Source organism: Nocardioides lentus (genome assembly GCF_039529515.1).
GTDB classification, from domain to species: Bacteria; Actinomycetota; Actinomycetes; order Propionibacteriales; family Nocardioidaceae; genus Nocardioides; species Nocardioides lentus.
In genome coordinates, this window is sequence record NZ_BAAAMY010000006.1 from 19,985 (window position 1) to 46,809 (window position 26,825).

Annotated in this window: 21 protein-coding genes and 1 pseudogene; 16 read left to right on the forward strand and 6 right to left on the reverse strand. The window is 75.0% G+C overall.

The window, feature by feature from the left end:
* Positions 1-131: 131 nt before the first annotated feature.
* Together clpX and ABD158_RS13465 are read left to right on the forward strand one after the other, a co-directional pair.
* Entirely contained in the window at positions 132-1,412 is a 1,281-nt protein-coding gene (clpX, locus tag ABD158_RS13460; RefSeq protein ID WP_344008033.1) for an ATP-dependent Clp protease ATP-binding subunit ClpX, read from the forward strand.
* Positions 1,413-1,426: 14 nt separating this feature from the next.
* Complete coding sequence (locus ABD158_RS13465) at positions 1,427-1,861, forward strand: GNAT family N-acetyltransferase (protein WP_344008034.1); 435 nt, start codon at positions 1,427-1,429, stop codon at positions 1,859-1,861.
* Positions 1,862-1,925: 64 nt separating this feature from the next.
* On the opposite strand, the gene ABD158_RS13470 is transcribed toward ABD158_RS13465, so the two are convergent.
* Positions 1,926-2,138: a TOBE domain-containing protein gene (locus ABD158_RS13470; protein WP_344008035.1), complete on the reverse strand. Its 213-nt coding sequence runs from the start codon at positions 2,136-2,138 to the stop codon at positions 1,926-1,928.
* Entirely contained in the window at positions 2,135-4,780 is a 2,646-nt protein-coding gene (gene valS / locus ABD158_RS13475) for a valine--tRNA ligase (protein ID WP_344008036.1), read from the reverse strand. Before valS ends, ABD158_RS13470 begins: the two co-directional genes overlap by 4 nt.
* A 277-nt stretch (positions 4,781-5,057) precedes the next feature.
* Here valS and ABD158_RS13480 point away from each other — a divergent pair, with 277 nt between their 5' ends.
* From ABD158_RS13480 to ABD158_RS13490, 3 genes are read left to right on the forward strand one after another with little or no spacing between them, the layout of a single operon-like run.
* Positions 5,058-6,449 (forward strand): bifunctional folylpolyglutamate synthase/dihydrofolate synthase, encoded by a 1,392-nt coding sequence (locus ABD158_RS13480; protein WP_344008037.1) that lies wholly within the window; start codon positions 5,058-5,060, stop codon positions 6,447-6,449.
* Positions 6,446-6,865 (forward strand): DUF4233 domain-containing protein, encoded by a 420-nt coding sequence (locus ABD158_RS13485; RefSeq protein ID WP_344008038.1) that lies wholly within the window; start codon positions 6,446-6,448, stop codon positions 6,863-6,865. The genes ABD158_RS13480 and ABD158_RS13485 overlap by 4 nt, the downstream gene beginning before the upstream one ends.
* A 4-nt stretch (positions 6,866-6,869) precedes the next feature.
* On the forward strand, positions 6,870-8,105 hold the full coding sequence (locus ABD158_RS13490; protein ID WP_344008039.1) for an AGE family epimerase/isomerase: 1,236 nt from the start codon (positions 6,870-6,872) through the stop codon (positions 8,103-8,105).
* On the opposite strand, the gene ABD158_RS13495 is transcribed toward ABD158_RS13490, so the two are convergent.
* Positions 8,075-9,175, reverse strand: a complete 1,101-nt coding sequence (locus ABD158_RS13495) for a Gfo/Idh/MocA family protein (protein ID WP_344008040.1) — start codon at positions 9,173-9,175, stop codon at positions 8,075-8,077. The genes ABD158_RS13490 and ABD158_RS13495 overlap by 31 nt on opposite strands.
* Positions 9,176-9,272: 97 nt before the next feature.
* Complete coding sequence (locus ABD158_RS13500) at positions 9,273-10,139, reverse strand: Gfo/Idh/MocA family oxidoreductase (protein ID WP_344008041.1); 867 nt, start codon at positions 10,137-10,139, stop codon at positions 9,273-9,275.
* Positions 10,140-10,193: 54 nt separating this feature from the next.
* On the opposite strand from ABD158_RS13500, the gene ndk reads away from it, so the two are divergent.
* The 8 genes from ndk to ABD158_RS13540 all read left to right on the forward strand — a co-directional run bounded on the left by ndk (position 10,194) and on the right by ABD158_RS13540 (position 19,938).
* Positions 10,194-10,601, forward strand: a complete 408-nt coding sequence (gene ndk / locus ABD158_RS13505; RefSeq protein WP_344008042.1) for a nucleoside-diphosphate kinase — start codon at positions 10,194-10,196, stop codon at positions 10,599-10,601.
* A 201-nt stretch (positions 10,602-10,802) separates the two neighbouring features.
* Complete coding sequence (locus ABD158_RS13510; protein WP_344008043.1) at positions 10,803-11,834, forward strand: rod shape-determining protein; 1,032 nt, start codon at positions 10,803-10,805, stop codon at positions 11,832-11,834.
* The gene (gene mreC, locus ABD158_RS13515; RefSeq protein ID WP_344008044.1) at positions 11,831-12,766 is read left to right on the forward strand and encodes a rod shape-determining protein MreC; all 936 of its coding nucleotides are present in this window, start codon (positions 11,831-11,833) and stop codon (positions 12,764-12,766) included. Before ABD158_RS13510 ends, mreC begins: the two co-directional genes overlap by 4 nt.
* Before the next feature lie 7 nt (positions 12,767-12,773).
* Positions 12,774-13,322 (forward strand): rod shape-determining protein MreD, encoded by a 549-nt coding sequence (mreD, locus tag ABD158_RS13520; RefSeq protein ID WP_344008045.1) that lies wholly within the window; start codon positions 12,774-12,776, stop codon positions 13,320-13,322.
* Entirely contained in the window at positions 13,319-15,430 is a 2,112-nt protein-coding gene (gene mrdA, locus ABD158_RS13525) for a penicillin-binding protein 2 (RefSeq protein WP_344008046.1), read from the forward strand. The genes mreD and mrdA overlap by 4 nt, the downstream gene beginning before the upstream one ends.
* Positions 15,427-16,665: a rod shape-determining protein RodA gene (gene rodA, locus ABD158_RS13530; protein ID WP_344008047.1), complete on the forward strand. Its 1,239-nt coding sequence runs from the start codon at positions 15,427-15,429 to the stop codon at positions 16,663-16,665. Before mrdA ends, rodA begins: the two co-directional genes overlap by 4 nt.
* 65 nt (positions 16,666-16,730) lie before the next feature.
* Complete coding sequence (locus ABD158_RS13535) at positions 16,731-18,671, forward strand: TIGR03960 family B12-binding radical SAM protein (RefSeq protein ID WP_344008048.1); 1,941 nt, start codon at positions 16,731-16,733, stop codon at positions 18,669-18,671.
* A gap of 91 nt (positions 18,672-18,762) precedes the next feature.
* Complete coding sequence (locus ABD158_RS13540; RefSeq protein ID WP_344008049.1) at positions 18,763-19,938, forward strand: EAL domain-containing protein; 1,176 nt, start codon at positions 18,763-18,765, stop codon at positions 19,936-19,938.
* On the opposite strand, the gene ABD158_RS13545 is transcribed toward ABD158_RS13540, so the two are convergent.
* Together ABD158_RS13545 and ABD158_RS13550 are read right to left on the reverse strand one after the other, a co-directional pair.
* Complete coding sequence (locus ABD158_RS13545; RefSeq protein ID WP_344008050.1) at positions 19,907-22,195, reverse strand: putative bifunctional diguanylate cyclase/phosphodiesterase; 2,289 nt, start codon at positions 22,193-22,195, stop codon at positions 19,907-19,909. The two genes, ABD158_RS13540 and ABD158_RS13545, sit on opposite strands and share 32 nt — an antisense overlap.
* Before the next feature lie 51 nt (positions 22,196-22,246).
* Positions 22,247-23,515, reverse strand: a complete 1,269-nt coding sequence (locus ABD158_RS13550) for an MFS transporter (RefSeq protein ID WP_344008051.1) — start codon at positions 23,513-23,515, stop codon at positions 22,247-22,249.
* A 60-nt stretch (positions 23,516-23,575) separates the two neighbouring features.
* On the opposite strand from ABD158_RS13550, the gene ABD158_RS13555 reads away from it, so the two are divergent.
* The 3 genes and pseudogenes from ABD158_RS13555 to ABD158_RS13565 form a co-directional block, all read left to right on the forward strand.
* Complete coding sequence (locus ABD158_RS13555; protein ID WP_344008052.1) at positions 23,576-24,757, forward strand: winged helix DNA-binding domain-containing protein; 1,182 nt, start codon at positions 23,576-23,578, stop codon at positions 24,755-24,757.
* Between the two features lie 36 nt (positions 24,758-24,793).
* On the forward strand, positions 24,794-25,552 hold the full coding sequence (locus ABD158_RS13560; protein WP_344008053.1) for a TIGR03936 family radical SAM-associated protein: 759 nt from the start codon (positions 24,794-24,796) through the stop codon (positions 25,550-25,552).
* A gap of 313 nt (positions 25,553-25,865) precedes the next feature.
* A pseudogene (locus ABD158_RS13565) lies at positions 25,866-26,825 on the forward strand (hypothetical protein); the annotation flags it as partial.

Here is a 26,825-nt window from a genome sequence, read left to right on the forward strand (position 1 = left end):
GCCGCGCGAGCGCGCGGTGCACAGACCCGTGTCGCCCGTCCCACGACAGGGCGCCAGGAGGTACCGTCGTACGAGCGATTCGCACTACCCCGGCGCGGTGAGCGCCGGGCCGATCTGGAGGGTGGCCCTTCGTGGCACGCATCGGTGATGGCGGGGACCTGCTGAAGTGTTCCTTCTGCGGGAAGAGCCAGAAGCAGGTCAAGAAGCTGATCGCGGGTCCGGGTGTCTACATCTGCGACGAGTGCATCGACCTGTGCAACGAGATCATCGAGGAGGAGCTGTCCGAGGGCAGTGAGCTCGGGCTGGAGGAGCTCCCCAAGCCGCGCGAGATCTTCGAGTTCCTCAACTCCTACGTGATCGGCCAGGAGCAGGCGAAGAAGTCGCTCGCGGTCGCGGTGTACAACCACTACAAGCGGGTCCAGGCCGGCGCCCAGACCGGCAAGCACAGCAAGGACGAGCCCGTCGAGGTCGCGAAGTCCAACATCCTCGTGATCGGGCCCACCGGCTGCGGCAAGACCTACCTCGCGCAGACCCTCGCGCGGATGCTGAACGTGCCGTTCGCGATCGCCGACGCCACCGCCCTGACCGAGGCCGGCTACGTCGGCGAGGACGTCGAGAACATCCTCCTCAAGCTCATCCAGGCCGCCGACTACGACGTCAAGAAGGCCGAGACGGGCATCATCTACATCGACGAGATCGACAAGGTGGCCCGCAAGGCGGAGAACCCCTCGATCACCCGCGACGTCTCCGGCGAGGGCGTGCAGCAGGCGCTGCTGAAGATCCTCGAGGGGACCACGGCGTCGGTGCCCCCGCAGGGCGGGCGCAAGCACCCGCACCAGGAGTTCATCCAGATCGACACCACCAACATCCTGTTCGTCGTGGGCGGGGCCTTCGCCGGCCTCGAGCACATCGTCGAGCAGCGCGTGGGCCGCAAGACCCTCGGCTTCACCGCCGAGGTGCAGGGCAAGGAGGAGCGGGAGGCCGAGGACCTGCTGGCGCAGGTGCGTCCCGAGGACCTCACGAAGTTCGGGCTGATCCCCGAGTTCATCGGCCGGCTGCCGCTGATCGCCTCGGTCAGCAAGCTCGACATCGACGCCCTCGTCGCGATCCTCACCGAGCCCCGCAACGCCCTGGTCAAGCAGTACCAGAAGCTCTTCGACCTCGACGGCGTCGAGCTCGAGTTCACCGACGCCGCCGTGCAGGCGATCGCCGAGAAGGCCCTGGAGCGCGGCACCGGGGCCCGGGGCCTGCGCGCGATCATCGAGGAGACCTTGCTCTACGTCATGTACGAGGTGCCCTCGCGCGGCGACATCGCGCGGGTCGTCATCGACCGCGGCACGGTCCTCGAGGACGAGGCCCCGACGCTCGTCACCCGCGAGGTCGACAGCAGCAAGAAGAAGAAGTCCGCCTGAGGCCACGGCCGGTCGTGTCGCAGGTCAGCATCGAGGTCGGCGCCGCCGACGCGGGCCTCGACCAGCGGTTGTCCGACGAGCTGGACCGCCACAACCACGCGGCCGTGCCCGGCCCGACCGCCGTCGAGCTGACCGTGACCGCCCGCCGACCCGGGGACGGCGACGTGGTGGGTGGGATCAGCGGGTGGACCTGGCAGGAGGCAGCCGGCATCCAGATGGTCTGGGTCGCGTCGGCCCATCGGGGGGAGCGACTCGGCGCACGGCTGCTCGCCGCGTTCGAGGGCGCGGCGGCGGCGCGCGGTGCGCGGCGGGTCTTCGTCACGTCGTTCACGTTCCAGGGGCCGGGCTTCTACGAGCGCTGCGGCTACCGGGAGATCTTCCGCTGGGACGGTGTGCCCGTCGAGGGAGAGGCGGACGTCCACCTCCGCAAGGACCTCGCCGTCGGGTGACGGAGCACGGACGGCGCCCCCGCTCGACGAGCGGGGGCGCCGTCCGTGGACGGTGCCGGTGGTCTCAGTCCTCGACGCCGAGGGCGACCTCGGTGGACTTGACCAGGACGGTGACCTTCGAGCCCTCGGCGAGGCCGAGGTCGGCCACGGCGTCCCTGGTGATGGACGAGGTGATGTGCTCCCCGCCGTCGAGACGGACCTTGACGACGGCCATGGCCTCGCCGGTGGTCACGGAGACGACGGTGCCGGGCAGCTGGTTGCGCGTGGACAGCCTCATCGGTCGGTCCCTTCCTGAGGGGTCTCGGCCAGGGTGGCCTCGACGGTGATGGTCTGCGCGGCCTCGTCGGCCACGAAGGTGAGGTCGCCGGTGACGCGACCCGAGGCCCGCAGGTCGCGGGCCGCGCTCTCGGCGGCCGTCACGAGGTCGGCCGGTCCGCGGACGACGGCCACGGCCAGCTCGGCCCGCATGGACGCCTTGGCCTGGGACTTGGCGCCCCGCATGCCGGCCAGGGCGGCGGCGGCGGCCTCCAGGACCCCGGGTGCGGCCGCCGCGGCCGAGCCGAGGTCGGTGCCCCTGGGCCAGGGCTGGCGGTGGATCGAGCCCTCGCGCCACCACGACCACACCTCCTCGGTCACGTACGGCAGGAACGGCGCGAGCAGCCGCAGCACGACGTCGAGCGCCAGCGCCAGGGTCGCCTGCGCGGAGGCGGTGCCGGGGTCGGCCGGGTCGCCGTACGCGCGCTCCTTGACCAGCTCGAGGTAGTCGTCGCAGAACTCCCAGAAGAAGCGCTCGGTCGTCTCGAGGGCGGTGGTGTAGTCGTAGGCGTCGAAGGCGTCCGTCGAGCGGCGCACGACCGTCTCGAGTCGGCCGAGCAGCGCGCAGTCGACGGGGTCGATGACGGCGAAGGGGTCGGTGGTCGCGCCGGCGACGCGGCCGAGCACGAACTTCGACGCGTTCAGCACCTTCATCGCCAGGCGGCGACCGACCTTCATCTGCGACTCGTCGAACGGCGAGTCCAGGCCCGGGCGGGCGGTGGCCGCGCGCCAGCGCACGGCGTCGGCGCCGAACGTGTCGAGGATGTCGGTGGGCACGACGACGTTGCCCTTCGACTTCGACATCTTCTTGCGGTCCGGGTCGACCACGAAGCCCGACACCAGCGCGTGCGACCACGGCGAGACGCCGTTCTCGTGGTGGGCGCGCACCACGCGGGAGAACAGCCAGGTGCGGATGATGTCGTGGGCCTGTGTGCACAGGTCCATGGGGAAGACCCGCTCGAACAGCTCGGGGTCGTCCTCCCAGCCGCCCGCGATCTGCGGGGTCAGCGAGGAGGTGGCCCAGGTGTCCATGACGTCGGGGTCGCCGACGAAGCCGCCCGGCACGCCGCGCTGCGACTCGTCGTAGCCCCGGGGCGCGTCGGTGGAGGGGTCCACGGGCAGCTCGGCCTCGGTCGGCATCAGCGGGTGGTCGTAGTCGGGCGCGCCCTCGTCGTCGAGGGGGTACCAGACCGGGAACGGGATGCCGAAGAACCGCTGGCGCGAGATCAGCCAGTCGCCGTTGAGGCCGTCGACCCAGTTGTCGTAGCGGTGCTTCATGTAGGTCGGGACCCAGGTGATCTCCTCGCCGCGCACGAGCAGCTCGGAGCGCAGCGACCGGTCACGACCACCGTTGCGGATGTACCACTGGCGGGTCGCGACGACCTCGAGGGGCTTGTCGCCCTTCTCGTAGAAGTTCGCCATGCGCTGGGTGGGGGTGGGGTCGCCCTCCATCTCGCCGGACTCCCGCAGCATGGCGACGGTCTCCTCGCGCGCGGAGAACACCGTCTTGCCCGCCACCCGCTCGTAGGCCGCGGCGGCCGCCTCCGAGGCCGCGTCCGACGTCAGCCAGGCGGGCGTCTCGCGGGTGAACCGGCCGTCGCGCCCGATCACGGTGCGGACCGGCAGGTCCAGCTCGCGCCACCAGGTGACGTCGGTCAGGTCGCCGAAGGTGCAGCACATCGCGATGCCCGCACCCTTGTCCATCTCGGCGGCGGGGTGCGCCAGCACCGGCACCTCGACGCCGTAGACCGGCGAGGTGACCGTGGTGCCGAACAGGTCGGCGTACCGCTCGTCGTCGGGGTGGGCGATCAGCGCGACGACGCTGGCGACCAGCTCGGGGCGGGTGGTCTCGACGTGCACCGCGGAGGCCTCGTCACCGGTGCGGTGGAAGGCGATGCGGTGGTAGGCGCCCGGGTAGTCGCGGGCCTCGAGCTCGGCCTGCGCGACAGCGGTCTGGAAGGTCACGTCCCACAGGGTGGGCGCCTCCTGCAGGTAGGCCTCGCCGCGGGCGAAGTTGCGCAGGAACGCCCGCTGGCTCGCGGTCTGCGCCTTCGGGCCGATGGTCGTGTAGTGCTGGCTCCAGTCGACCGAGAGCCCCAGCGTCCGCCAGAGGTCCTCGAAGGCCTTCTCGTCCTCGACCACGAGTCGCTCGCACAGCTCCACGAAGTTGGGCCGGCTGACCGGCACCTGCTTCTTGGGGTCGGGCTTCTCCGGTGGGGTGAAGTCGGCGTCGTAGGGCAGGGAGGGGTCGCAGCGCACGCCGTAGTAGTTCTGCACCCGGCGCTCGGTCGGCAGGCCGTTGTCGTCCCAGCCCATCGGGTAGAACACGGTCTTGCCGCGCATCCGCTGGTAGCGGGCGATCAGGTCGGTGTGCGTGTAGGAGAAGACGTGGCCGACGTGGAGCGAGCCGGACACGGTCGGCGGCGGGGTGTCGATCGAGTAGACCTCCGCGCGGGGGCGCGTGCGGTCGAAGTCGTAGGTGCCCTCGTCGGCCCAGCGCTGCGACCAGCGGGCCTCCAGGCCCTCGAGCACCGGCTTGTCCGGTACGGCGACGCCGGCGGGCGGCGTCGTCGTGGACTGCTCGGGCTCTCGTGTCGCTGTCATGCACCCGATGCTACGCATCGCTTGACAGCTGGCCGAAACCAGTATGCGCAGGTCGTGGGCCCTTTCCGCCCTCGGACCGTGGTCGGTCGACCGTCGAGGCGGGACCCGGTCGCGCTCCTGGCGGAGGCGGGGGAGCCCCTCGCCCGCGACCCCCTCGTGACGACCGTGGTCACGACCGTCCCGCAGCGCGACGCCGCGGGCCCACCGACGGCCTCCACCGACGGCCCCGCCGACGGGCCGCGGGCGCGCACCGGGGGCGGACCTAGACTCGACCTCGATGTCCGAGACCCCGCAGGCGCGGCCCGCCCAGACCCTCGCCGAGGCGTACGACGCCCTGCTCTCCCGCTGGCCGGAGACCCGCCTCGAACCCTCGCTCGACCGGATCGCGGCCTTCTGCGAGCTGCTGGGCGACCCCCAGCGCTCGGCGCCGGTGGTGCACCTGACCGGCACCAACGGCAAGACCTCCACGGCCCGCATGGTCGACGACCTGCTGCGTGCCTCCGGGCTGCGGACCGGACGGTTCACCAGCCCCCACGTCGAGAGCGTCACCGAGCGGATCAGCATCGACGGTGAGCCGCTCGACGACGACGCCTTCGTCCGGGTCTTCAACGACGTCGCGCCCTACACCCACCTCGTCGACGCCGACGCCGAGCACCCGCTGTCGTTCTTCGAGACGGTGGTCGGGATGGCGTTCGCGGCGTTCGCTGACGCCCCCGTGGACGCGCTCGTGCTCGAGGTCGGCATGGGCGGGTCGTGGGACGCGACCAACGTCGCCGACGCCGACGTCGCCGTCGTCCTGCCGATCAGCCTCGACCACCAGCAGTACCTCGGGGACACCGTCGTCGACATCGCCCGGGAGAAGGCGGGCATCGTCAAGCCCGGCTCGGTGCTGGTCAGCGCCGCCCAGCCCACCGACGTCGCCGCCGTCCTCGCCGACCGTGTCGCCGAGGTCGGGGCGACCGCGGTCGTCGAGGACGTCGACTTCGGCGTCGTGCACCGCCTGCCCGCGGTCGGCGGCCAGGAGGTCACGCTGCGCGGGCTCCACGCGACGTACGCCGAGCTGTTCATGCCGCTGTACGGCGAGCACCAGGCGCGCAACGCGGCGGTCGCGGTCGCGGCGGTCGAGTCGCTGCTCGGCCGGGCGCTCGACGACGAGCTGGTGCGCGAGGTCGTCGCGGGACTCACCTCGCCCGGGCGCCTGGAGATCGTGCGTCGCAGCCCCACCGTGGTGCTGGACGCCGCCCACAACCGCGCGGGCGCCGCGGCCACCGCGGCGGCGATCGCGGACTCCTTCACCTTCTCCCCGCTGATCGGCGTCGTGTCCGTGATGGCGGACAAGGACGTGGAGGGCGTGCTCGGCGAGCTCGAGCCGCACCTCGCCCACGTCATCGCCACCCGCGCCTCGACCGAGCGCGCGATGGACGCCGAGACGCTGGCCGACCAGGCCCGCGAGATCTTCGGCGACACCCGCGTCTCGGTCGCCGAGCGGCTGCCGGAGGCCATCGACCAGGCGGCCGCGCTCGCGGAGGCCGGCGAGGCGTTCGGCGACGCGCTCGGCTCCGGCGCGGTGCTGGTCACCGGCTCCGTCGTCACCGTCGGCGAGGCCCGCGCGCTGCTCGCGCGCCGCGGCGGCCGTCGGCCCGAGCAGGAGCGCGAGGAGGAGTCGTGAGCGGCACCGGCGAGCTGCGGCCCGACGGCGTCCCCCGGGCGGGGGAGCGGTCGCCGCGGCGCGGCATGTGCGCCGCCGTCCTGTCCCTGCAGGCGATCACGCTCGGCCTCACGACGCCGGTGATGATCACCCTCTCGGACGTGCCCACCGGCGCGGCGCTGGCGGTCGGCCTGGGCCTGACGGTGGTCTGCATCCTCCTCGCCGGCATGCTGCGCCGCGAGTGGGCGTACGGCGTCGGCTACCTGGTGCAGGGCGCCGCGGTCGGCCTCGGGTTCGTCGTCACCACGATGTTCTTCCTCGGAGCCGTCTTCGCCGCGCTCTGGACCACCGCGGACCTGCTCGGGCGCAAGATCGAGCGCGAGCGCGCGGCGGCCTGGGCGGCCTACGAGGCGCAGCGCGGGCCGAGCGAGGCCTAGGCCCGTGCCCGCGAGCGGCCCGACGCCGGGCGTGCCCGACGCCGGCACGACCGCGGCCGCCGAGGAGCGGCTGCTCGACCTCGTGACCCGGGCGGTCGACCCGGCCGGCGGGTTCGGGTGGCTGGACGACCGCGGCCGCCGCACCCCCGGGCGGGCCCCCGAGACCTGGGTCGGCGCCCGGATGACCCACGTCGCCGCTCTCGCCCACCTGCGCGGACGGGACGGCGCCGGCGACCTCGTCGACCACGGGGTGCGGGCCCTACGCGGGCTGCTGCGCGACGACGACCGCGGCGGCTGGCTGGCCGTGGCGGACCGGCCCGAGGGACCCAAGGACGCCTACACCCATGCGTTCGTCGCGCTCGCCGCCGCGTCGGCCACCGCCGCCGGCCACCCCGACGGTGCCGTGCTGCTCGACGACGTCCTCGCGGTGGTGGAGCAGCGCTTCTGGGACCCCGACCAGGAGATGGTCGTCGAGGCCTGGGACGCCGGCTTCACGACCCTCGAGGACTACCGCGGCGGCAACGCCGCCATGCACGCCGTCGAGGCGTTCACCGCGGTGGCCGACGTCACCGGCGACCCCCGCTGGACCGCGCGTGCCCTCGCGATCGCGACCCGGCTCGTCGACGGCGTCGCCCGCGCCCACCACTGGCGCCTGCCCGAGCACTTCGACGCCCGCTGGGTCCCCGACCTCGAGCACCACCGCGACCAGCCCGACCACCCGTTCCGCCCCTACGGCGTCACCGTCGGGCACCTGCTGGAGTGGTCGCGGCTGCTGCTCGGCCTGCGGCACGCGCTCGGCGCCGGCGCGCCGGGGTGGCTGCTGCCCGCGTCGACGAGCCTCTACGACGCCGCCGTCGCCCGCGGCTGGCACGTCGACGGGGCTCCCGGCTTCGTCTACACCACCGACTTCGCGGACGTGCCCGTCGTCCGGCTGCGGATGCACTGGGTGCTGGCCGAGGCGATCGGTGCCGCCTGGGTGCGTCACGCCGTCACGGGCGAGCCGGGCGCGCTCGCGGACCACGCGCGCTGGTGGGACCACGCCCGGGCGCACGTCGTGGACGCCGACGGCTCCTGGCGCCACGAGCTGGACGCCCGCAACCGGCCCTCGGCGCACGTGTGGACCGGTCGCCCCGACGTCTACCACGCCTACCAGGCGACGGTCCTGCCGTCGCTGCCCCTCGCCCCCAGCCTCGTGGCGGCCGCGCGGGCTCAGCGGGAGGGCCGGGGCCCCGCCGCCTGAGCGACGACGCGGTGCGGCACGTCGTACACCGCGGGGCGGGGGCCGGGGTCGACCCGGACCGACGTCCGGCCGTCCCAGGAGGCCCGTGCGGCGGCGACGGCCTCCGCGGCGACGTAGTAGTCCCACAGCGAGGCGCCGGCGCCGCGGCCGGTCCGGACCGAGCGCACCCAGGCCGAGAGGCCCGTGCGGGTGGCGTCGGCGAAGCGGGCGTCGGCGCCCGGGGGCAGGGCCGTCCGTGCTCGCCCGCCCGCGACCAGCCGGACGGCGGGCGGGGCCGCGAGGCCGGTCGTCGCCCGGGCGCCGACCAGCTCGCAGCGCACGTCGTGCCCGCCGCGCGGCCGCGGGTGCACCTCGAGGCGGGCGACCACGGTTCCCGGGGCCGGCCCCGGCACGTGCGGGTCCGTGACCCGGGCCGTGAGGAGCACGGGACCGCCGGGCTCCGCGTGGTCGACCCGCACCCCGACCGGCGACCCCCCGACCAGCCAGGCCGCCGCGTCCAGGCCGGCCAGCGCCTGGTCGGCCCACGAGCCGGGGCCGCCGCGGTCCGCGCCCCGCAGCACCCGGACGGCGCCGAGCCCGCCGGCCGCGCGACGCAGGGCCAGGTGTGCGGGGTCGTGGCGGCGCAGGAACCCGGTCTGCACCAGCCGGCGCCCACCCGCGTCCTCGAGGCTGACCGCCGCCCGCAGGTCGGCGGGGTCGGCCGCCACCGGCACGACGTACGCCGGGAGCCCGGCCTCGAGGCAGTCCAGCAGCGCGGGCGCGGGGTCGGGTGTCGCGACCACGACGCCGTCGAGCCCGTCGTCCAGGTCGCCCGCGAGCAGGGCCGCACGGTCGAGGACCGCGGCGCCCGCCAGCTCGGCCAGCTCGGCGAGCCGGGCGGGCCCGGCGGTGTCCCCGGGGTCGTCGGCGACGGCCACGACCCGGGCGCCCGGGACGCTGGCCGCCAGCGCCCGCAGCGGCGCCGTGCCGGTCCCGGTCGCCCCGAGCACCCCGATCCGCAGCGCCACGGGGCCGTCGGTCGGGCGGGCCGGCGCGAACAGGTCGTCGGCACTCGTGCCGGCCTCGGCCATCCGCGCTCCCGGGCTCGGTGAACAGTGTTCACCCAGCCCATCACGACCGGGCCCGCCGCGTCACCGGGCTGGTCGAGGGCTGGGACGGCCCCCGGTGTCAGCGGGGGACGACGGGGACGCCGGTGCCGGCGTCCAGCGAGGCCCTGGCCGCGGCGACCGCCCGGTCGGCGGCGAGGCCGTCGGCCGGGCCGGCGGCGATGGGGGTGGCCCCGCCCAGCTGGCGCGCCCACGCGACGAGCAGGATCCGGTCGGCCTCGGCGAGCCAGGCCGCCCGGGTCAGGAGCTCCGCGGAGCCGTCCGAGCCGACCACCTCCCAGCGGACCTCGCCGTCACCGTCCGCACCGTCGCCGACCTCGAGGTCCAGCGTGCGTCCGTCGCGGGTCGTGGCGGTGAGGAGGCACAGGTCGCCGTGGTCCTCGCACCGCACCGCTGCCACGCTGTCGTCCAGCAGCCAGGCGAGGGTGTCGAGGGCCACGGCGAGCACCCGGGCCCCGGCCGCCTCCCCGGCCCCGAGAGGGCCGGGCCCCTCGCGGACCTCGACCGCCCGCACCAGCCGCACCTCGCCGACGGCACCGGCGGCGAGGTGCGCCCGCAGGTCGCGGAAGCGGGGGTCGTGGCGGCGCGCGAACCCGACCCGCAGCGCCCCCGGGCCCACCGTCGCCTCGGCGCGGGCCGCGGCCTCGACGAGCGCCGCCGCGGTGTCGGGGTCCCCGGCCAGCGGCGGGTCGACGAGCACGGGCACGGCGGCGGCCAGGCAGGCCAGGACGGTCGCCGCGCGCTCGGAGCCGGTCGTCGCGACCAGGACGCCGTCGATCCCGGCCAGGTCGGCGGGCCCCCTCACGCCGTCCCCGGAGACGGCGACCACGCCCACCCCCGGCACCGCGTCGGCGAGCGCGGCGCGCAGCGCGTCGGCCCGCGGCCCGTGGCCGAGGACGGCCACCCGTCGTACCGGCTCGTCGTGCACGGACCCATCATCACCCGGCCCGGGGACGGGGTGCGCGGGCGCTAGGGTGCGCGCATGTCGCAGCGCACCCTCGTCCTGCTCAAGCCCGACACCGTCCGTCGGGGTCTCGTCGGGCAGGTGCTGTCCCGCCTGGAGGCCAAGGGCCTGGCGCTCGTCGCCATGGAGCTGCGCACCATCGACGCCGCCCAGGCCGACCGGCACTACGCCGAGCACGTCGAGCGCGACTTCTACCCGCCGCTGCGCGACTTCGTCACCAGCGGCCCGCTGGTCGCCCTGGTCGTCGAGGGCGACGAGGCGATCGAGGTCGTCCGTGCCCTGAACGGCGCCACCGACGGCCGCAAGGCCGCGCCGGGCACCATCCGCGGGGACCTGTCGCTGTCCAACCGCGAGAACCTCGTCCACGGCTCCGACTCGCCCGAGTCCGCCGAGCGCGAGATCGGGCTCTGGTTCCCGCACCTCTGAGACGGCTCCGAGCCGTCGCGGGACCGTGGTGCGCGTGAGGCCCGTGGTGCGCCCGGTGCGCGTGTGAACGGGCGCGAGCCGCGGCGGTGGGGCTCGGCGTGCCTCCCGGATCGGGGGAGTCGGCGCTCCTAGTGTCGGGGCGGGTCCGGTGCGTGCCGGGCCGTACTTCCCCACACGAGAAGGACCTGCGAGGCAGCCACCATGCCGAACAGCTTCATCGGCCGCGACATGGCCGTGGACCTCGGGACCGCCAACACGCTCGTCTACGTCCGCGGGCGTGGCGTGCTGCTCGACGAGCCCAGCGTGGTGGCGCTCAACGACTCCACCGGCGAGATCCTCGCGGTCGGTCACGAGGCCAAGCGCATGATCGGGCGGACCCCGGACAACATCGCGGCCATCCGACCCCTCAAGGACGGCGTCATCGCCGACTTCGAGGCCACCGAGCAGATGCTGCGCTACTTCATCCAGCAGGTGCACCGCCGTCGCTACTTCGCGAAGCCCCGGCTCGTGGTGTGCGTGCCGAGCGGCATCACCGCGGTCGAGCAGCGCGCGGTCAAGGAGGCCGGGTACCAGGCCGGCGCCCGCCGGGTCTACATCGTCGAGGAGCCCATGGCCGCCGCGATCGGCGCGGGGCTCCCGGTCCACGAGGCCACCGGCAACATGGTCGTCGACGTCGGCGGCGGCACGACCGAGGTCGCGGTCATCAGCCTCGGCGGCATCGTCACCTCGCTGAGCATCCGTACGGCGGGCGACGAGCTCGACCAGGCCGTCATCGCCTGGATGAAGAAGGAGTACTCGCTGCTGCTCGGCGAGCGCACGGCCGAGGAGATCAAGACCACCCTCGGCTCGGCGTTCCCGCTGCCCACCGAGCCCGAGGCCGAGATCCGGGGTCGCGACATGGTCTCCGGCCTGCCGCGGACGGTGACCGTCTCCAGCGCCGAGGTGCGCCAGGCGATCGAGGAGCCGCTGCACGACATCGTCGACGCGGTCCGCTCGACCCTCGACTCCACGCCGCCCGAGCTGGCCGGCGACATCATGGACCGCGGCATCGTGCTCACCGGCGGCGGCGCGCTGCTGCGGGGGCTCGACGAGCGCCTGCGCCACGAGACCGGGATGCCGGTGCACGTGGCCGAGGACCCGCTGACCTCCGTGGCGCTCGGCGCCGGGCGCTGCGTCGAGGAGTTCGAGGCGCTCCAGCAGGTGCTGGTCTCCGAGCCGCGGCGGTTCGGATGACCGCACCCACCAACCCCTACCGGGGACGCGAACGACGCTGGCGCGGCGCCGGCCGCCTCGACGGGCCCACCCCGTCGCGGGCGCTGCTGGTCGCGCTGCTGCTCGCCTGCGCGTGCCTGATCACCCTCGACCAGCAGACCGACGGGCCCGTCGAGGCCGGCCGCGAGGTCGTCGGCGAGGCCGTGGGCCCGCTGCAGTCCGGCGCCGCCGGCCTGGTGAGGCCGTTCACGGCCGTGCCGGAGTGGCTGCGCACCCAGTCCTCGCTGCGCGAGGACGTCGCCGCGCTCGAGGCCGAGAACTCCCGGCTGCGCCAGGAGGCGGCCACCAGCGGGCTCGACCGCAACCGGCTCGCCGAGCTCGACGGGCTGACCCGCGCCGCCCAGGACGGGGGCTTCACGCTCGTCCCGGCCCGCGTGGTCGCGATGGGTCCGATGCAGTCGTTCTCCCGCACCGTGACCATCGACGCGGGGGAGCGGGCCGGGGTCACGCCCGACATGACCGTGATCGACAACGACGGCCTCGTCGGCCGGGTGCTGCGCACCACCCGCACCACCGCCACCGTGCTGCTGGTGATGGACCCCGAGTCCGTCGTCGGCGGCCGGGTCGGCGAGAGCATGGAGATCGGCTTCCTGCGCGGCCGCGGCGCCATCGAGGACGGCGGGCGCCTCACGCTCGACCTCGTCGACGGCTCCGTGGTGCCCGCGGAGGGCGACACGGTGGTCACCTGGGGCAGCGACGGCGGCGCGCCGTACGTCGCCGGGGTGCCGATCGGGCGCGTGCAGCAGGTGTGGAGCAGCCCGCGCGAGACCGCGAAGTTCGCCGAGATCGAGCCGTTCGTGGACTTCAGCTCCCTCGACCTCGTCGGCGTGGCCGTGCCCTCGGGAACGCGCAGCGACCGGGGCGTGCTCGAGGCCGACGGGAGCATCCGGTGAGGGCCCGATGAGGGCGCTGCGCGCCGCCGTCGCCCTCGGACTGGTGCTGGTCGCGCTGCTGGTGCAGTCCAGCGTGCTGGGCCACGTCGCCTGGCAGGGCGTCGTGCCCAACCTCTGCCTGCTGGTGGTGGTCGGGGCCGCGCTCGTGCGGGGGCCCGAGTTCGGGGCGCTGCTCGGCTTCGTCGCCGGCGTCGCGCTCGACCTGGCGCCGCCCGCCGACCACGTGGCGGGGCGGTGGGCGCTGGCGCTCGTCGTCGTCGGCTGGCTCGTCGGGCGGGTCCGCACCGCCCAGACCGCCGACGTGCGTCCCTCCGCCGGCTCGGTGGTCCTCACCGTCGCCGCCGCGTCCTTCGTCGGCACGTCGGTCTTCGCGCTCAGCGGCCTCGTGCTCGGCGACCCCGTGATGGGCATCGGCGACCTGCTCACGGTGATCCTCGTGGCCCTCGTGCTGGACGTCGTGGCCACGCCGTTCGTGCTGCCGGTGGTGCTGGCCGTGGTGCGGCGCCTCGACACCGAGCGCGAGCGCGGCCGTCGCACGGAGCGGGTGCTGACGTGACGGCGTCCCGTCGCAGCCGGCTGCGGCTGATCGTGGTGCAGGCCCTGGTGTTCTCGCTCTTCGCGACCCTGCTGGCCCGCCTCTACTACCTGCAGGTCCTCGACGGCGAGGAGTACCAGGCGCGCGCGGCCTCCCAGTCGGTGCGCGAGGTCGTCGTGCAGCCGCCCCGCGGGCTGATCGTGGACGCGCAGGGCCGCCCCCTCGTCGCCAACCGCACCTCGTGGACCGTCTCGGTGGACCGCTCGCTGCTCGACCGGATGGACCCCGGGCCCCAGGAGCGGCTGCTGGAGCGTCTCGCGGAGGCCGTGGACCTGCCGCTGCGCCGCGTGCGGGCGACGCTGCTGGACTGCGGCGACCCCGGCTCGCAGGAGGGCACCTGCTGGAACGGCTCGCCGTACCAGCCCGTGCCGGTGGCCAGCGACCTCGAGCAGGGCACCGCGCTCGGACTGATGGAGCAGGCCGAGGACTACCCGGCGGTGCTGGTCGAGAAGCAGCGGCTGCGGGCCTACCCCCGCCCGTACGGCGTCAACGGCGCCCACCTGCTCGGGTACCTCTCACCGGTGACCGAGGCCGAGCTCGACGAGGCCGACGCCGCCGAGGACCGCTCCGTCAACGGCGCCTCGACGGTCGGGCGCGCCGGCGTGGAGAAGCAGTACGACCGCTTCCTGCGCGGCATGCCGGGCTACCGCCGCGTGGCCGTCGACTCCATGGGCCGCGTGCTCGGCGAGGACGGCGCGACCCGCGCCCGCCCCGGCGACACGCTGGTCACGTCGATCGACGCCCGCGTGCAGGGCGTGGTGGAGCGCCAGCTGGCCCAGACCATCGAGACCGCCCGCTCGACCGTCGACACCGTCACGGGCACGCCGTACGTCGCGGACGCGGGCGCCGCCGTCGTCCTCGAGGCCGACACGGGCCGCGTCGTGGCCATGGCCAGCCAGCCGACGTACGACCCCGACGTGTGGACCGGCGGCATCACCACCGACCAGCTCGACCGGCTCTACTCCGAGGACGCCGGCACGCCGCTGCTCTCCCGCGCCACGCAGGGCCAGTTCGCGCCCGGCTCGACGTGGAAGCCGTTCATGACCATGGGCGCCCTGACCCACGGCTACAGCACCGACACCCGGCTGGACTGCTCGAGCTCGTTCACCGTCGGCAACCGGGCCTTCAACAACTACGAGTCCGGCGCCTACGGCTCGATCGGCTTCGACAAGGCGCTCGAGGTCTCCTGCAACACGTTCTTCTACCGGATCGGCTACGACTACTGGCAGCGCCTGGGGTCCGACCCGACGGACGTCGACGCGCCCGACCCGCTGGTCGAGGAGGCGAAGGAGTTCGGCTTCGGCCGCCGCACCGGCATCGACCTGCCCGGCGAGGCCACCGGTCGCATCGCCGACCGGCGGTGGAAGCAGGAGTACTACCGCACGCAGAAGGACTACTACTGCGGGATCGGCGAGGAGCCCGGCGAGGACTTCCTGCACCGCTTCGCCCGCGAGTTCTGCGTCGAGGGCGGCTGGTACCGCGCCGGCGACGCGGTGAACTTCTCCATCGGCCAGGGCGACACCATCGTGACGCCCCTGCAGCTCGCCCGCGCCTACGGCGCGATCGCCAACGGCGGGAACCTCATGGCCCCCCGGGTCGGCAAGGCCGTCGTGTCGCCGTCGGGACGCGTCGTGCGGGAGATCGAGCCCACGGTGTCCGCCCGCGTGGACATGCCCGCGCAGCTGCGCGACTACGTCGACGCCGCGCTCGGCAACGTCACCTCGGTGGGCACGATGGCGTGGCGGATGGGCGGCTTCCCGCTGGCCGACGTGCCGATCCGCTCCAAGACCGGCTCCGCGGAGGTCTACGGCAAGCAGTCGACCTCCTGGGTCGCGTCATACTCCGACGACTACGTGGTCGTGATGATGGTCAGCCAGGGCGGCACCGGCTCGGGCACCTCCGGGCCGGCGATCCGCAAGATCTGGGAGTCCCTCTACGGCGTGGACGGCGAGCGCGTGGTGCCGAGCGAGGCCGCGATCCCCGGCGTCGTCGCGCCCGACGCGCTGCCCACCTTCGCCGACGACGGCTCGATCCTGCCGCCGCGCCCGGACCGCCAGGAGGACTCGTGAGCCTGCTCGACCGTCCCTCGGGCCGGGTCCCCGCGCGGGCGCCGTCCCGTCCGGGGCTGCGGCCCGGGACGCGGCCCGGCCTCCGGGCGCCGCGCCTCGACTGGTGGCTGCTCGGCGCCGTCGCCGCGCTGATCGTCGTCGGCACCCTGCTGGTGTGGTCCGCGACCGTCGGTCGCGACGACCTGACCGGTGGCGACCCCCAGGCCTACCTGCGCCGCCAGCTCGTCAACGTGGCGGTCGGGTCGGTGCTGTTCGTGCTGGTGCTGGCCACCGACCACCGGTGGATCCGCATCGTCGCGCCCGTGGTCTACCTCGCCTCGCTGGTCGGGCTCGTGCTGGTGCTCGTGATGGGCTCGACGATCAACGGCTCACGCTCCTGGATCGACCTGGGCGTGCTGTCGGTGCAGCCCAGCGAGTTCGCCAAGCTCGCCGTCGTGATCGGCATGGCGCTGCTGGTCGCCGAGCGGGCCGAGGGCTCGTGGCGCCGCGGCGTCCGGTCCTTCGAGGTCGTCGGGATGCTCGTCATCGCCGGCCTGCCCGCCGCGCTGATCCTGCTGCAGCCCGACCTGGGCACGATGCTCGTGCTGGCCGCCACCGTCTTCGGGGTGCTGGCGATCTCGGGCGCGCCGCGCCGCTGGCTGGTCGGGCTCGCGGGCACCGGCGTGGCCCTCGCGGTCGTCGCGGTCGCGGCGGGGGTCCTCGCCGACTACCAGGTCGACCGCTTCCTGGCCTTCACCGACCCCGACCTCGACCCCCGCGGCGCCGGCTACAACACCGAGCAGGCCCGGATCGCGGTCGGCAACGGCGGCCTGTTCGGCCAGGGCCTGTTCGACGGCTCGCAGACCCGGGCGGGGTTCGTGCCCGAGCAGCACACCGACTTCGTCTTCACCGTCGCCGGCGAGGAGCTGGGCCTGGTGGGCGCCGGGCTGCTGATCGCCCTGCTCGGCGTGGTCGTCTGGAGGGCGCTGGTCATCGCGACCGAGTCCGACGACGTCTTCGGCCGGATCGCCGCCGGCGGCATCGCCTGCTGGTTCGGCTTCCAGGCCTTCCAGAACATCGGCATGTGCCTGGGCATCATGCCGGTCACCGGCGTGCCCCTGCCCTTCGTGTCCTACGGCGGGTCGTCGATGTTCGCGGGCCTGCTCGCCGTCGGCCTGCTGATGAACATCCACCTGCGCACCCACGCCGTCGCCCCCACCCGCTACACCGCGCCCCGTCGTACGCCCGCGCGCTGAGGACCCGCGCCCCCGGCGCCCGTAGAGTGGGCCGGTCCGCACGCCCGTCCGAGAGAGGTCCTCACGTGTCCCCCGAGCAGGAGCCCGCCTCCGTCTTCGACCGACTCGAGCCGCACCTGGCCGACGTGAGCAAGCCGATCCAGTACGTCGGCGGCGAGCTCAACAGCACCGTGAAGGCGTGGCCCGGCACCGAGGTCCGCTGGGCGCTGATGTACCCCGACGCCTACGAGGTGGGGCTGCCCAACCAGGGCGTGCAGATCCTCTACGAGGTCCTCAACGAGCGGGACTGGATCGTCGCGGAGCGCACCTACTCGGTGTGGCCCGACATGGAGGCTGTGATGCGGGCGCAGGGCGTGCCGCAGTTCACCGTCGACGCCCACCGCCCGGTGCGGGACTTCGACGTCCTCGGCATCAGCTTCTCCACCGAGCTCGGCTACACCAACATGCTCACCGCGCTCGACCTCGCCGGCATCCCGCTCCACGCGGCCGACCGCACCGACGCGGACCCGGTGGTGCTGGCGGGCGGCCACGCGGCCTTCAACCCCGAGCCCGTCGCGGACTTCCTCGACGCCGCGGTCCTCGGCGACGGCGAGGAGGTCGTGCTCGCGATCTCCGACGTCGTGCGCGAGCACACCGCGCAGGGTCGCCCCGGCGGTCGCCAGGAGCTCCTGCGTCGCCTCGCGGTGTCCGGCAACGTCTACGTGCCCCGCTTCCACGACGTCGCCTACCGCCCCGACGGCTCGATCGCCGCCGTGGTGCCCAACACCCCCGGCGTGCCGCACCGCGTCCGCAAGCACACCCTGATGGACCTCGACGCCTGGCCCTACCCGGCGAAGCCCCTGGTGCCGGTCGCGGAGACCGTCCACGAGCGGTTCAGCGTCGAGATCTTCCGGGGCTGCACGCGCGGCTGCCGCTTCTGCCAGGCCGGCATGATCACCCGGCCCGTGCGCGAGCGCAGCATCGAGACCATCGGCGCGATGGTCGACACCGGCGTGAAGGCCTCCGGGTTCGACGAGGTCGGCCTGCTGAGCCTCTCCAGCGCCGACCACACCGAGATCGGCGAGGTCGCCAAGGGGCTGGCCGACCGCTACGAGGACCAGGGCGTCTCGCTCAGCCTGCCGAGCACGCGGGTCGACGCGTTCAACATCTCGCTGGCCAACGAGTTCTCCCGCAACGGTCGCCGCTCGGGCCTGACCTTCGCCCCCGAGGGCGGCAGCGAGCGGATGCGCAAGGTGATCAACAAGGCGGTCACCGAGGAGGACCTGATCCGCACGGTCGCGGCCGCGTACTCCCACGGCTGGCGCCAGGTGAAGCTCTACTTCATGTGCGGGCTGCCGACCGAGACCGACGAGGACGTCCTCGCCATCGCCGACCTCGCCACCCGCGTCATCGACACCGGCCGCGAGGTCTCGGGCCGCAACGACATCCGCTGCACCGTGTCCATCGGCGGGTTCGTGCCGAAGCCGCACACCCCGTTCCAGTGGGCCTCCCAGCTCGACCCCGAGACCACCGACGAGCGGCTGCGCAAGCTGCGCGAGGCGGTCCGCAGCCAGAAGAAGTACGCCCGCGCCATCGGGTTCCGCTACCACGACGGCCAGCCCGGCATCGTCGAGGGACTGCTCTCGCGCGGTGACCGCCGTGTCGGGCGCGTCATCGAGCAGGCCTGGCGCGACGGCGCCCGCTTCGACGGCTGGAGCGAGCACTTCTCCTACGAGCGCTGGGCCGCGGCCGCCGAGACCGCGCTGGCCGGCACCGGGGTCGACCTCGACTGGTACACCACCCGCGAGCGGGGCTACGACGAGGTGCTGCCCTGGGACCACCTCGACTCCGGCCTCGACAAGGACTGGCTCTGGGCCGACTGGGAGGACGCGCTGGACCCCGACGCCGTCGACGTCGAGGACTGCCGCTGGACGCCCTGCTACGACTGCGGCGTCTGCCCCGAGATGGGCACCGAGATCCAGGTCGGGCCGACCGGTCGCCAGCTGCTGCCTCTTTCAGTCGTCTGAGTCGGCCCGCCGGCCGCCGCGGCGAGCGCACGGGCACCGGACCCGTGCGAACGGCCCAGCAGGGAGGGGCTGCTGCCCTACCCTTCGTCACATGACGATCGACGGGTCGCAGCGCGCGCTGCACGGCGGCGCAGGGCGGGTGACAGCCCTGGCGGCCCGGTCCGCCGGCTACGACAGCGCGATCGCGTGCCTGGTCGACCCTGGCGGGTCGCAGGAGCGGCCGGCGCTCCGCGTCATCACCCACCACGGCGTGGGTCGCGAGGCCCTGCTCGTCGCGGCCGCCGAGGTCGCCGCGGGACGCGACCCGGGCCCGTCGTACGTCGGCGCGCGGATGTGGGACCCGACCGGTGCCGTGGTCGGCGTGCTCTGCCTCGCCGGCCCGCCGGAGGGTCGTGACGTCGCGCTCGACCAGGACTCGGTGGGCGCCTTCGCCGAGGTGCTCGCCGACCAGCTCGACCTGCTCCGCCTGCTCGGCCCGCCCCCGGACCGTGCCGCGGTCGCGCGGCTGCGCTCGGCGCTCGCGGACGGCGAGGTCGAGGCGTGGTTCCAGCCCATCGTGGAGCTCGAGGGGGAGCGGCTCGTGGGCTTCGAGGCCCTCGCCCGCTGGCGCACGGCCGACGGGTCGCTCGTCTCGCCGGGGGAGTTCGTCCCCCTGGCCGAGCAGGCCGGCCTCGTCGACACCCTCGACATGACGATCCTGCGGGACGCGGTGACCCACCTCGCGCGGTGGCAGCGGACGCGCCCCGACCTGCGGGTGAGCGTCAACGTCTCGGGCCGCCACCTCGACCGGCCCGGCTGGCTCGACGACATCGCGGCCGTGGTCACCGCGGCCGGCGTGCCGCCGGCCACGGTCGAGCTCGAGCTGACGGAGTCGGTCCGGCCGGCGGACGTGGTCCGCAACGCCCGCGAGCTGGCCGAGGCCCGCGAGCAGGGCTTCGAGGTCTGGTTCGACGACTTCGGCACGGGCTGGTCCGAGCTGCGCCAGCTGGTGGAGCTGCCCGTCGACGGGTTGAAGGTCGACCGGTTCTTCACCGAGGCCCTCGGCGGTCGCGGCGACAGCGTCGTGCGCGCGGTGGTGTCCATCGCCGCGGACCTCGGGCTCGACACCGTCATCGAGGGCGTGGCCACCCGCGCGCACGCCGACCGGGCCCGCGAGCTGGGCTGCCGGCTGGGGCAGGGGTTCCGCTGGTCGCCGGCCGTGCCGGCCGCGGAGGTCGACGCGGTGCTGGGCGGTCTCAGCCCGGCGTTCGTGGCTGCAGACCGCTGAAGGGGTCGAGCGCCGCCTCCTGCAGGTAGGCGCCGGCCTTGGCGGTCGTCATGGGCCGTGCCAGGTGGTAGCCCTGCACCATCGCGCAGTCGAGGGCGCGCAGGGTCGCGAGCTGGTCGGCCCGCTCGACCCCCTCGGCGATCACGTCCAGCCCGACGGCGCGGACGCCCTGGATGACCAGGTGGAGCAGCTTGTCGTGCTCGGTGGTGCCGACGTGCAGGAAGTCCGAGCCGATCTTCACCAGGTCGACGGGCGCGTCGGGCAGCGCGAGCAGCGAGCGGAACCCGGCCTCGAAGTCCGCGAACGCCACCCGCACCCCGAGCTCGCGGACCTCGGCCAGGTGGGCGGTCGCCCGGGGGTCCGCGAGGGCACTGGCGTGGTCGATCTCGAGCACGAGGCGGGAGCCCGCCAGCCCGGACGCGGCGAGGGCGTCGGCGACGTCGGCGACCAGGCCGTCGCGGCGCAGCTGGCGGTCCGAGACGTTGACGTGGACGGCGAGGTCGTCGCGTCCGAGGTCGGTGGTCCAGCGACTCAGCTGGGCGGTCGCGGCCCGCACCACCCAGCGGTCGATGTCACGGATCAGCTCGGAGCGCTCGGCCACGGGCAGGAACGAGCCCGGCGTCAGCAGGCCGTGCCCCGGACGGTTCCAGCGCACCAGTGCCTCCCAGCTGCGCACCCGGCCGGTGTGGGCGTCCACGATCGGCTGGTAGCGCAGCTCGAGGCGGTCGTCGACCACCGCGCGGCGCAGGTCCGAGGCGAGGCTCTCGGCCTCCCGGGCCGCCGCCCGCATCGCCGGGTCGAACAGCTCGGCCCGCCCCCGCCCGCCGGCCTTCGCGCGGTAGGCGGCCATGTCCGCCTCGTCGAGCAGGGTGACCGCGTCGGTGGTGCCGTCGAAGCACTGCGAGACGCCGATGCTGGCACCGACCTTGGCGGTGCCGAGCGACCCCAGGGTCACGGGTTCGGAGATCGTCGTGATCAGCCGGCGGGCCAGCGCCATCGCGGCGTCCGAGTCGGGCAGCGCCTCGACGACCACCACGAACTCGTCGCCGCCCAGGCGGATGGCGGTGTCGCCGTCACGCATCGCCGCCCGCAGCCGCTCGGCGACCCGCTGCAGCAGCACGTCGCCGGCGCGGTGGCCGAAGGTGTCGTTGACCTGCTTGAAGCCGTCGAGGTCGATGAAGAGGACCGACACGCTGCCGCCACCGGCGAAGACGCGGTTCAGCGCGGACTCGACGAGCACGAGGCCGCGGGCCCGGTTCGGCAGGCCGGTGAGCCCGTCGTGGGTGGCCTCGTGGGAGAGCTGGTCGCGCAGGGCGGTGGACTCGTCGTGGGCGGCCTCGACCTCGGTGAACGCGAGCCGCAGCCGCACCAGGACCAGGCCGGTGATCACGAACGTCCCGAGGACGACGGTCCAGGGGGTGGCCCGCAGCTCCGTGAGCGTCTGCACGGCGCGGCACACGGTCGGCGTCACGACCGCGAGCCCGAGGGCCCCGAGCCGCGCGCGCCCCAGCGCCATCGGCTGGGGCCGGCCACGCTCGGTGAGCACGAGCATCCCGGGGTGCAGGGCGGCCGCGCCCCACGCGAGGTAGGACAGCAGGTAGAGGACGTCGGGGAGCCGCGGCTCCGCCACCCCGCCGTACAGGCGCAGGGCGAGGGACAGGGCGTCGGCGGCGACCACCAGCGCGATGGCGGCGGCCAGCAGGCGCATCGGCAGCACCCAGCCGCCCGGGCTCGTCGCGATCCGCACGAGGCCCGCGAGCAGGAGGAGGTCCCCGGCCACGAAGGCGAGCTCGACGGCGGTCTGGGAGGCCGAGAAGTCCCCGGAGGCGACGACGGGCCAGCCGAGGAGGGCCAGGAACGCCACGGTCAGCGCCAGGGCCAGCATGACCGCGTCCAGGAGCCCGGCCAGGTCGCGACCCGCCGTCCGGACGCGGGCCAGCAGCACCAGGCCGAGGGTCAGCGGCGCGTAGCCGGCGGCGAACGCGGCGTCCGAGAGCCCGTCCCGGCCGAGCGCGAGCAGCAGGTCCGCGACGACCCACAGCGACAGGCCCGCCACGAAGGCCCACCACGGCGCCGCGTGACGCGGCTGGTTGAGCCGGACCCCGACGCCCAGGCCCACCACCCCGAGCAGGCCGATCGCGACGTACGCGACGTCCTCGAGGGCCGGCACGGTGAACTCGACCACCAGCAGCGCCACCCCGACGGCCAGGAGCGCGCGCCACCAGGTGGGCGGGACGGCGCCGAGTGAGGGGGACACCGCGCCACCTCCTGCCTCCGCGGGGCCCGGACCGGCCCCGTGCGGTCGATCCTAGGAAGGGCCAACTGTTCTTCGTGGTGCTTCGGCCGAATCGGCGCGCCGGGCGAGCTGGTCCTCGACGTGGCCGGGCCGACCGGTGACGAGGCTGAAGCCCGCGAGCGGCAGCGCCGTGGCGATCAGGAACAGCACCGGCCAGGTCCAGCCGCCCGTGGTGTCGTGCAGCGCGCCGACGGTCAGCGGCCCCGCCGCGGAGATCACGTAGCCCCCGGACTGCGTGACGGCGGAGAGCCCCGAGGTGCCGGACGCCGTCCGGCTGCGCAGGCCGACCAGGGTGAGGACCAGGGGGAACAGGGAGGCCCCCAGGCCGAGCACCAGGGCGGCCGGGATCGCCAGCGTGTACGGCGCGACGAGCACCATCGCGTAGCCGACGGGGTAGCAGGCCCACACCGCCAGGCAGAGCCCGACCTGGCTCTCCCGCCTCGCCGCGGCCCGCGGCAGCCAGAACGACGTGGGGATGCTGACCGCCGCGAGCAGCCCGACGAGCGCGCCGGCCGCGGTGGGGGAGTAGCCGGCCTCGCGCCACAGCAGCGGGAACCAGCCGAACAGGGCGTAGGCCTGCAGGGCCTGGAAGCCGAACATCCCGGCCATGCACAGCCCCAGCGGGGTCCGCAGCACGGTCACGAGCCGGACCGGGGCCTCGGGGGCGCGGTCGGCGTCCTCGCCGGCGCGGGTGCCGTCCTCCCGCCACAGCAGCAGCCACGGGACCGCGCTGACCAGCGAGACCACGGCCCACGCCCCGAGCCCCCAGCGCCAGGAGCCGCCCAGGTCGGCGATCGGGACGGTGAGGGTCAGGCTCGCGGTGAGGAAGATCGCCAGCGAGGTCGTGTACGCCGCGGTGACGGGGCCGACGCGGTCGCCGAAGTGGTGCTTGACCAGGGCGGGGAGCAGCACGTTGCCCGACGCCATGCCCGCGAGCGCGACCACGGAGAGCACGAGGAACGCCACCTGGCTGTCGACGAGCGCCCGTCCGGTGAGCCCGGCCGTCAGCAGCAGGAGGCTGACCAGCGTCACCCGGTGCGGCCCGATCCGGCGCGCCGCCAGCGGCGAGGCCGCCCCGAAGACCGCGAACGCGACCACCGGCAGCGAGGTCAGCAGCCCCGCCGTCAGGCCGGTCATGCCGAGGTCGTCCCGGACCTCCGCGAGGACGGGCCCCACGCTGACGGCGGCCGGCCTCAGGTTGAGCGCGACCATGACGATCCCGGTCAGCACCAGCCACGGGGCCGCCGTACGAGGGCCCGAGCGCCCGGGGGAGTGCAGCACGGGGCGAGCATGCCACCCGCGTCCTCGGCACGGCCCGGCCGACCTCGCTACGGTCGGCGGGTGAGGCTGGTCGACGACGAGGAGCGCCGCGCGCGCCTGGCCCGGCGGCACGGGCTGCACCCCGAGCACCGCCACCCCGACCCGGTGGCCGCCACCCGTGCCCTGACCGTGCTGCACGCCACCGAGCCCGCGACCGTGCACCTCTCCCTGCAGGCCCGGGTGCCCGGCCTCACCGTCGCCGACGTCGAGCGGTGCCTCCACGAGGACCGCACGCTGGTCAAGCAGCTCGCGATGCGGCGCACGCTGTTCGTGTTCCCGCGCGAGCTGCTGCCCGCCGCCTGGGGCAGCGCGTCGGCGCGGGTCGCAGGCACCGAGCTGCGCCGCCTCGCCGCCGACGTCGAGCGCTCCGGGGTCGGCGCCGACGGCACCGCCTGGCTCGAGCAGGCCGGGGCCGCGGTGCTCGACCACCTCGCCCGCGAGGGCGAGCTCGACGCCCGCTCGCTGCGTGAGCAGCTGCCGGTGCTCGAGGCCCGTGTCCTGCAGGGGTCCGGCGCCTACGCCGGCGAGGCCGCGGTCGCCTCCCGCTTGCTCACGCTGCTGGGGGCCCGCGGGCTGCTGGTCCGCGGCCACAACGGCGGGCACTGGCGGGTCTCGCGCCCACGGTGGACGCCGATGGCGACCTGGCTGGGCCCGACGCCGGAGCCGCTCGGCGAGGCCGAGGGCTACGCCGCCCTGGTCGAGCGCTGGCTGTGGTCGTTCGGCCCCGGCACCGAGGCCGACCTGGTGTGGTGGCTCGGCGCCACGAAGTCCGCCGTACGACGGGCGCTGGCGGACCTCGGCGCCGTCGAGGTCGCGCTCGAGGGGGGCGGCACCGGCTGGCTGCGCCCCGACGACACCGACCCCGTCGGTCCGCCCGGGCCCTGGGCCTCCCTGCTCCCCGTGCTGGACCCCACCACGATGGGCTGGAAGGAGCGGGACTTCTACCTCGACCCGGCCGACCGGCCCTTCCTCTTCGACACCCAGGGCAACGCCGGGACCACCGCCTGGTGGGACGGACGCGTCGTGGGCTGCTGGGTGCAGGACCCCGACGGGGTCGTCGTCGTGGTCCCACGTGCCGACCTGCCCGCGGAGGCCGCCGCCGCGCTCGCCGCCGAGGCCGAGCGCCTCACGACCTGGCTCGACGGCCAGGTGGTCGGCTCGGTCTACAGCTCCCCGCAGATGAGGGGTGCCCGCCTGCCCTGAGCGTCGGGCGCGCGGGGCGCCCGCTAGCGTCGGGCCGTGCGTGAGCAGCCCGAGCAGCAGGCCCCGCCGGTGCAGCGGCTCCGCGTCCGCTACGCCAAGCGCGGTCGCCTGCGCTTCTCCAGCCACCGCGACTTCAGTCGCGTCTTCGAACGAGCGGTGGCCCGGGCCCGGATCCCGATGGCCTGGTCCTCCGGCTTCCACCCCCACCCGCGGATCTCCTACGCCGGCGCCGCCCCCACGGGCGCGGCCAGCGAGGCGGAGTACCTCGAGATCGGGCTGGCCGAGGTCAGCGACCCCGCCGCCGTGAGGGCGGCCCTGGCCGACTCGCTGCCCGACGGCCTCGACGTGCTGGAGGTCGTGGAGTCGCCCGGGGGCGCGCTGGCGCCGCTCCTGGAGGCGAGCGTGTGGCGGGTGGCCCTCCCGGGGGCGCTCGACCGGGGGACCGTGGCCGGCGCCGTCGCCGCCTTCCTGGCCCGCGAGGAGGTGCTCGTCGAGCGCGTCACCAAGCGCGGCCCCCGCACCTTCGACGCCCGCGCCGCCGTCGTGTCCCTCGAGGTCGTGCCCCCGGAGGTCGCCGGGACCGGCGCGGGATCCGGCGCGGAATCCGGCGCGGGGTGCGGGCTGGCGCTCGTGCTGCGCCACACCGAGCCCGCCGTGCGGGCCGAGGACGTCCTCTCCGGCCTCCGGACGGCCAGCGGCGCGGACCTCGGCCCGCGCCCGCTGCTGACGCGCCTGGCCCAGGGACCGCTGCGCGAGGACGGCTCGGTCGCCGACCCGCTGGCCGCGTCGGAGTGAGGCCGGCGGCCTGAGCGTGTGCGATACTCCCCGCAGGTCGCCGGGAGCAGATCCTGGCGCCCCGACGACGTTCTCGCCGGCGGACCACGGGCCATCGGCACACGGGGACGGACCGTCACCGGACCGCGACGCGGCCGGCCACGTCGGTGACAGCGACGCGACCGGTACGGCGACCGCGGCAGGTACGGCCCGCCGACGTGACGCACCGCGGAGGGTGTCGCCGGCCACGAAGGCTTAGCGTCGCCGCCCCGGTCCCGACCTCGTGCGACGACGTCGGACAGGACCGGTGCGCGAGCCCGGTCGAGGAGAGCACGTGCTCAACGACGAACCCACCGACGCGAACGAGACCACCACCCCCGCGGAGGCCGGCGCACCGCCGGCCGAGCGGCCCGGCGCCGAGGAGGCGCCTCCGCCCCGCAAGCGCGCGACCCGCAAGGCGGGCGCCCCCCGCAAGACCGCATCGAAGAAGGCCGAGCCCGCGGCCACCGAGCCCGCGGCCACCGAGCCCGCGGCCACCGAGCCCGCGGCCGCCGAGACGCTGCCCGGGCTCGAGCCGCCCGCCGCGACCCCGGACGCCGCGCCCGACGCCGCGCCCGACGCCGCGCCCGCGGAGGGCGGGAGCGAGATCGTGGTGACCACGCGCGCCCGGACCGCCAAGAAGACCGCCGCGAAGAAGTCCGCCGCCAAGACGACCGCCACCAAGGCGGCCGCGAAGAAGACGACGGCCAGGAAGACCACGAAGAAGGCCGCGAAGAAGGCGGGCGGCGACGCCGCCCCCGAGAACGCCCTCGAGAACGCCCCCGAGAACGCCGCCGTCGAGCCCGCCCCCGAGCCCGCCCCCGAGCCCGCCGTCGAGCCCGCTGTCGAGGCCGCCACCGAGGCGCCCGCGGCGGAGGAGCAGGCCCCCGACGCCGAGCCGACCCGCTCGGTCGGCCGCTCGCGCCGCCGCGCCGGCCGTCCCGCCGCCGCGCCGCTGTTCCAGGCGCCCGACCCGACCGCGGCCGCGCCCGCCGCCGTCCCCGCGGACGAGCTCGAGGCCGACCCGGACGAGGACGGCGAGACCGCGCCGCTGGCCCTCGACGAGGCCGAGGCCACCGCGACGCAGCCCACGGACGACGCCGAGGTCGCGGCGGACACCACGCCCGGCTCCGAGTCCCCGGACGACTCCGGCTCCGACGACTCCCGCGACTCCCGCGACTCCGACGACTCCGACGACGCGGACGGCTCGGACGACGACTCCGACGCGCAGGACGGCGACGGCTCCGGCGGCCGC

What these genes read in the sequence shown, in the direction of transcription:
- ABD158_RS13470 (WP_344008035.1), bottom strand. Translation starts at nt 2,138, where the DNA reads ATGAGGCTGTCCACGCGCAACCAGCTGCCCGGCACCGTCGTCTCCGTG.
- valS (WP_344008036.1), bottom strand. Translation starts at nt 4,780, where the DNA reads ATGACAGCGACACGAGAGCCCGAGCAGTCCACGACGACGCCGCCCGCC.
- ABD158_RS13480 (WP_344008037.1), top strand. Translation starts at nt 5,058, where the DNA reads ATGTCCGAGACCCCGCAGGCGCGGCCCGCCCAGACCCTCGCCGAGGCG.
- ABD158_RS13495 (WP_344008040.1), bottom strand. Translation starts at nt 9,175, where the DNA reads ATGGCCGAGGCCGGCACGAGTGCCGACGACCTGTTCGCGCCGGCCCGC.
- ndk (WP_344008042.1), top strand. Translation starts at nt 10,194, where the DNA reads ATGTCGCAGCGCACCCTCGTCCTGCTCAAGCCCGACACCGTCCGTCGG.
- ABD158_RS13510 (WP_344008043.1), top strand. Translation starts at nt 10,803, where the DNA reads ATGCCGAACAGCTTCATCGGCCGCGACATGGCCGTGGACCTCGGGACC.
- mreC (WP_344008044.1), top strand. Translation starts at nt 11,831, where the DNA reads ATGACCGCACCCACCAACCCCTACCGGGGACGCGAACGACGCTGGCGC.
- mreD (WP_344008045.1), top strand. Translation starts at nt 12,774, where the DNA reads ATGAGGGCGCTGCGCGCCGCCGTCGCCCTCGGACTGGTGCTGGTCGCG.
- ABD158_RS13540 (WP_344008049.1), top strand. Translation starts at nt 18,763, where the DNA reads ATGACGATCGACGGGTCGCAGCGCGCGCTGCACGGCGGCGCAGGGCGG.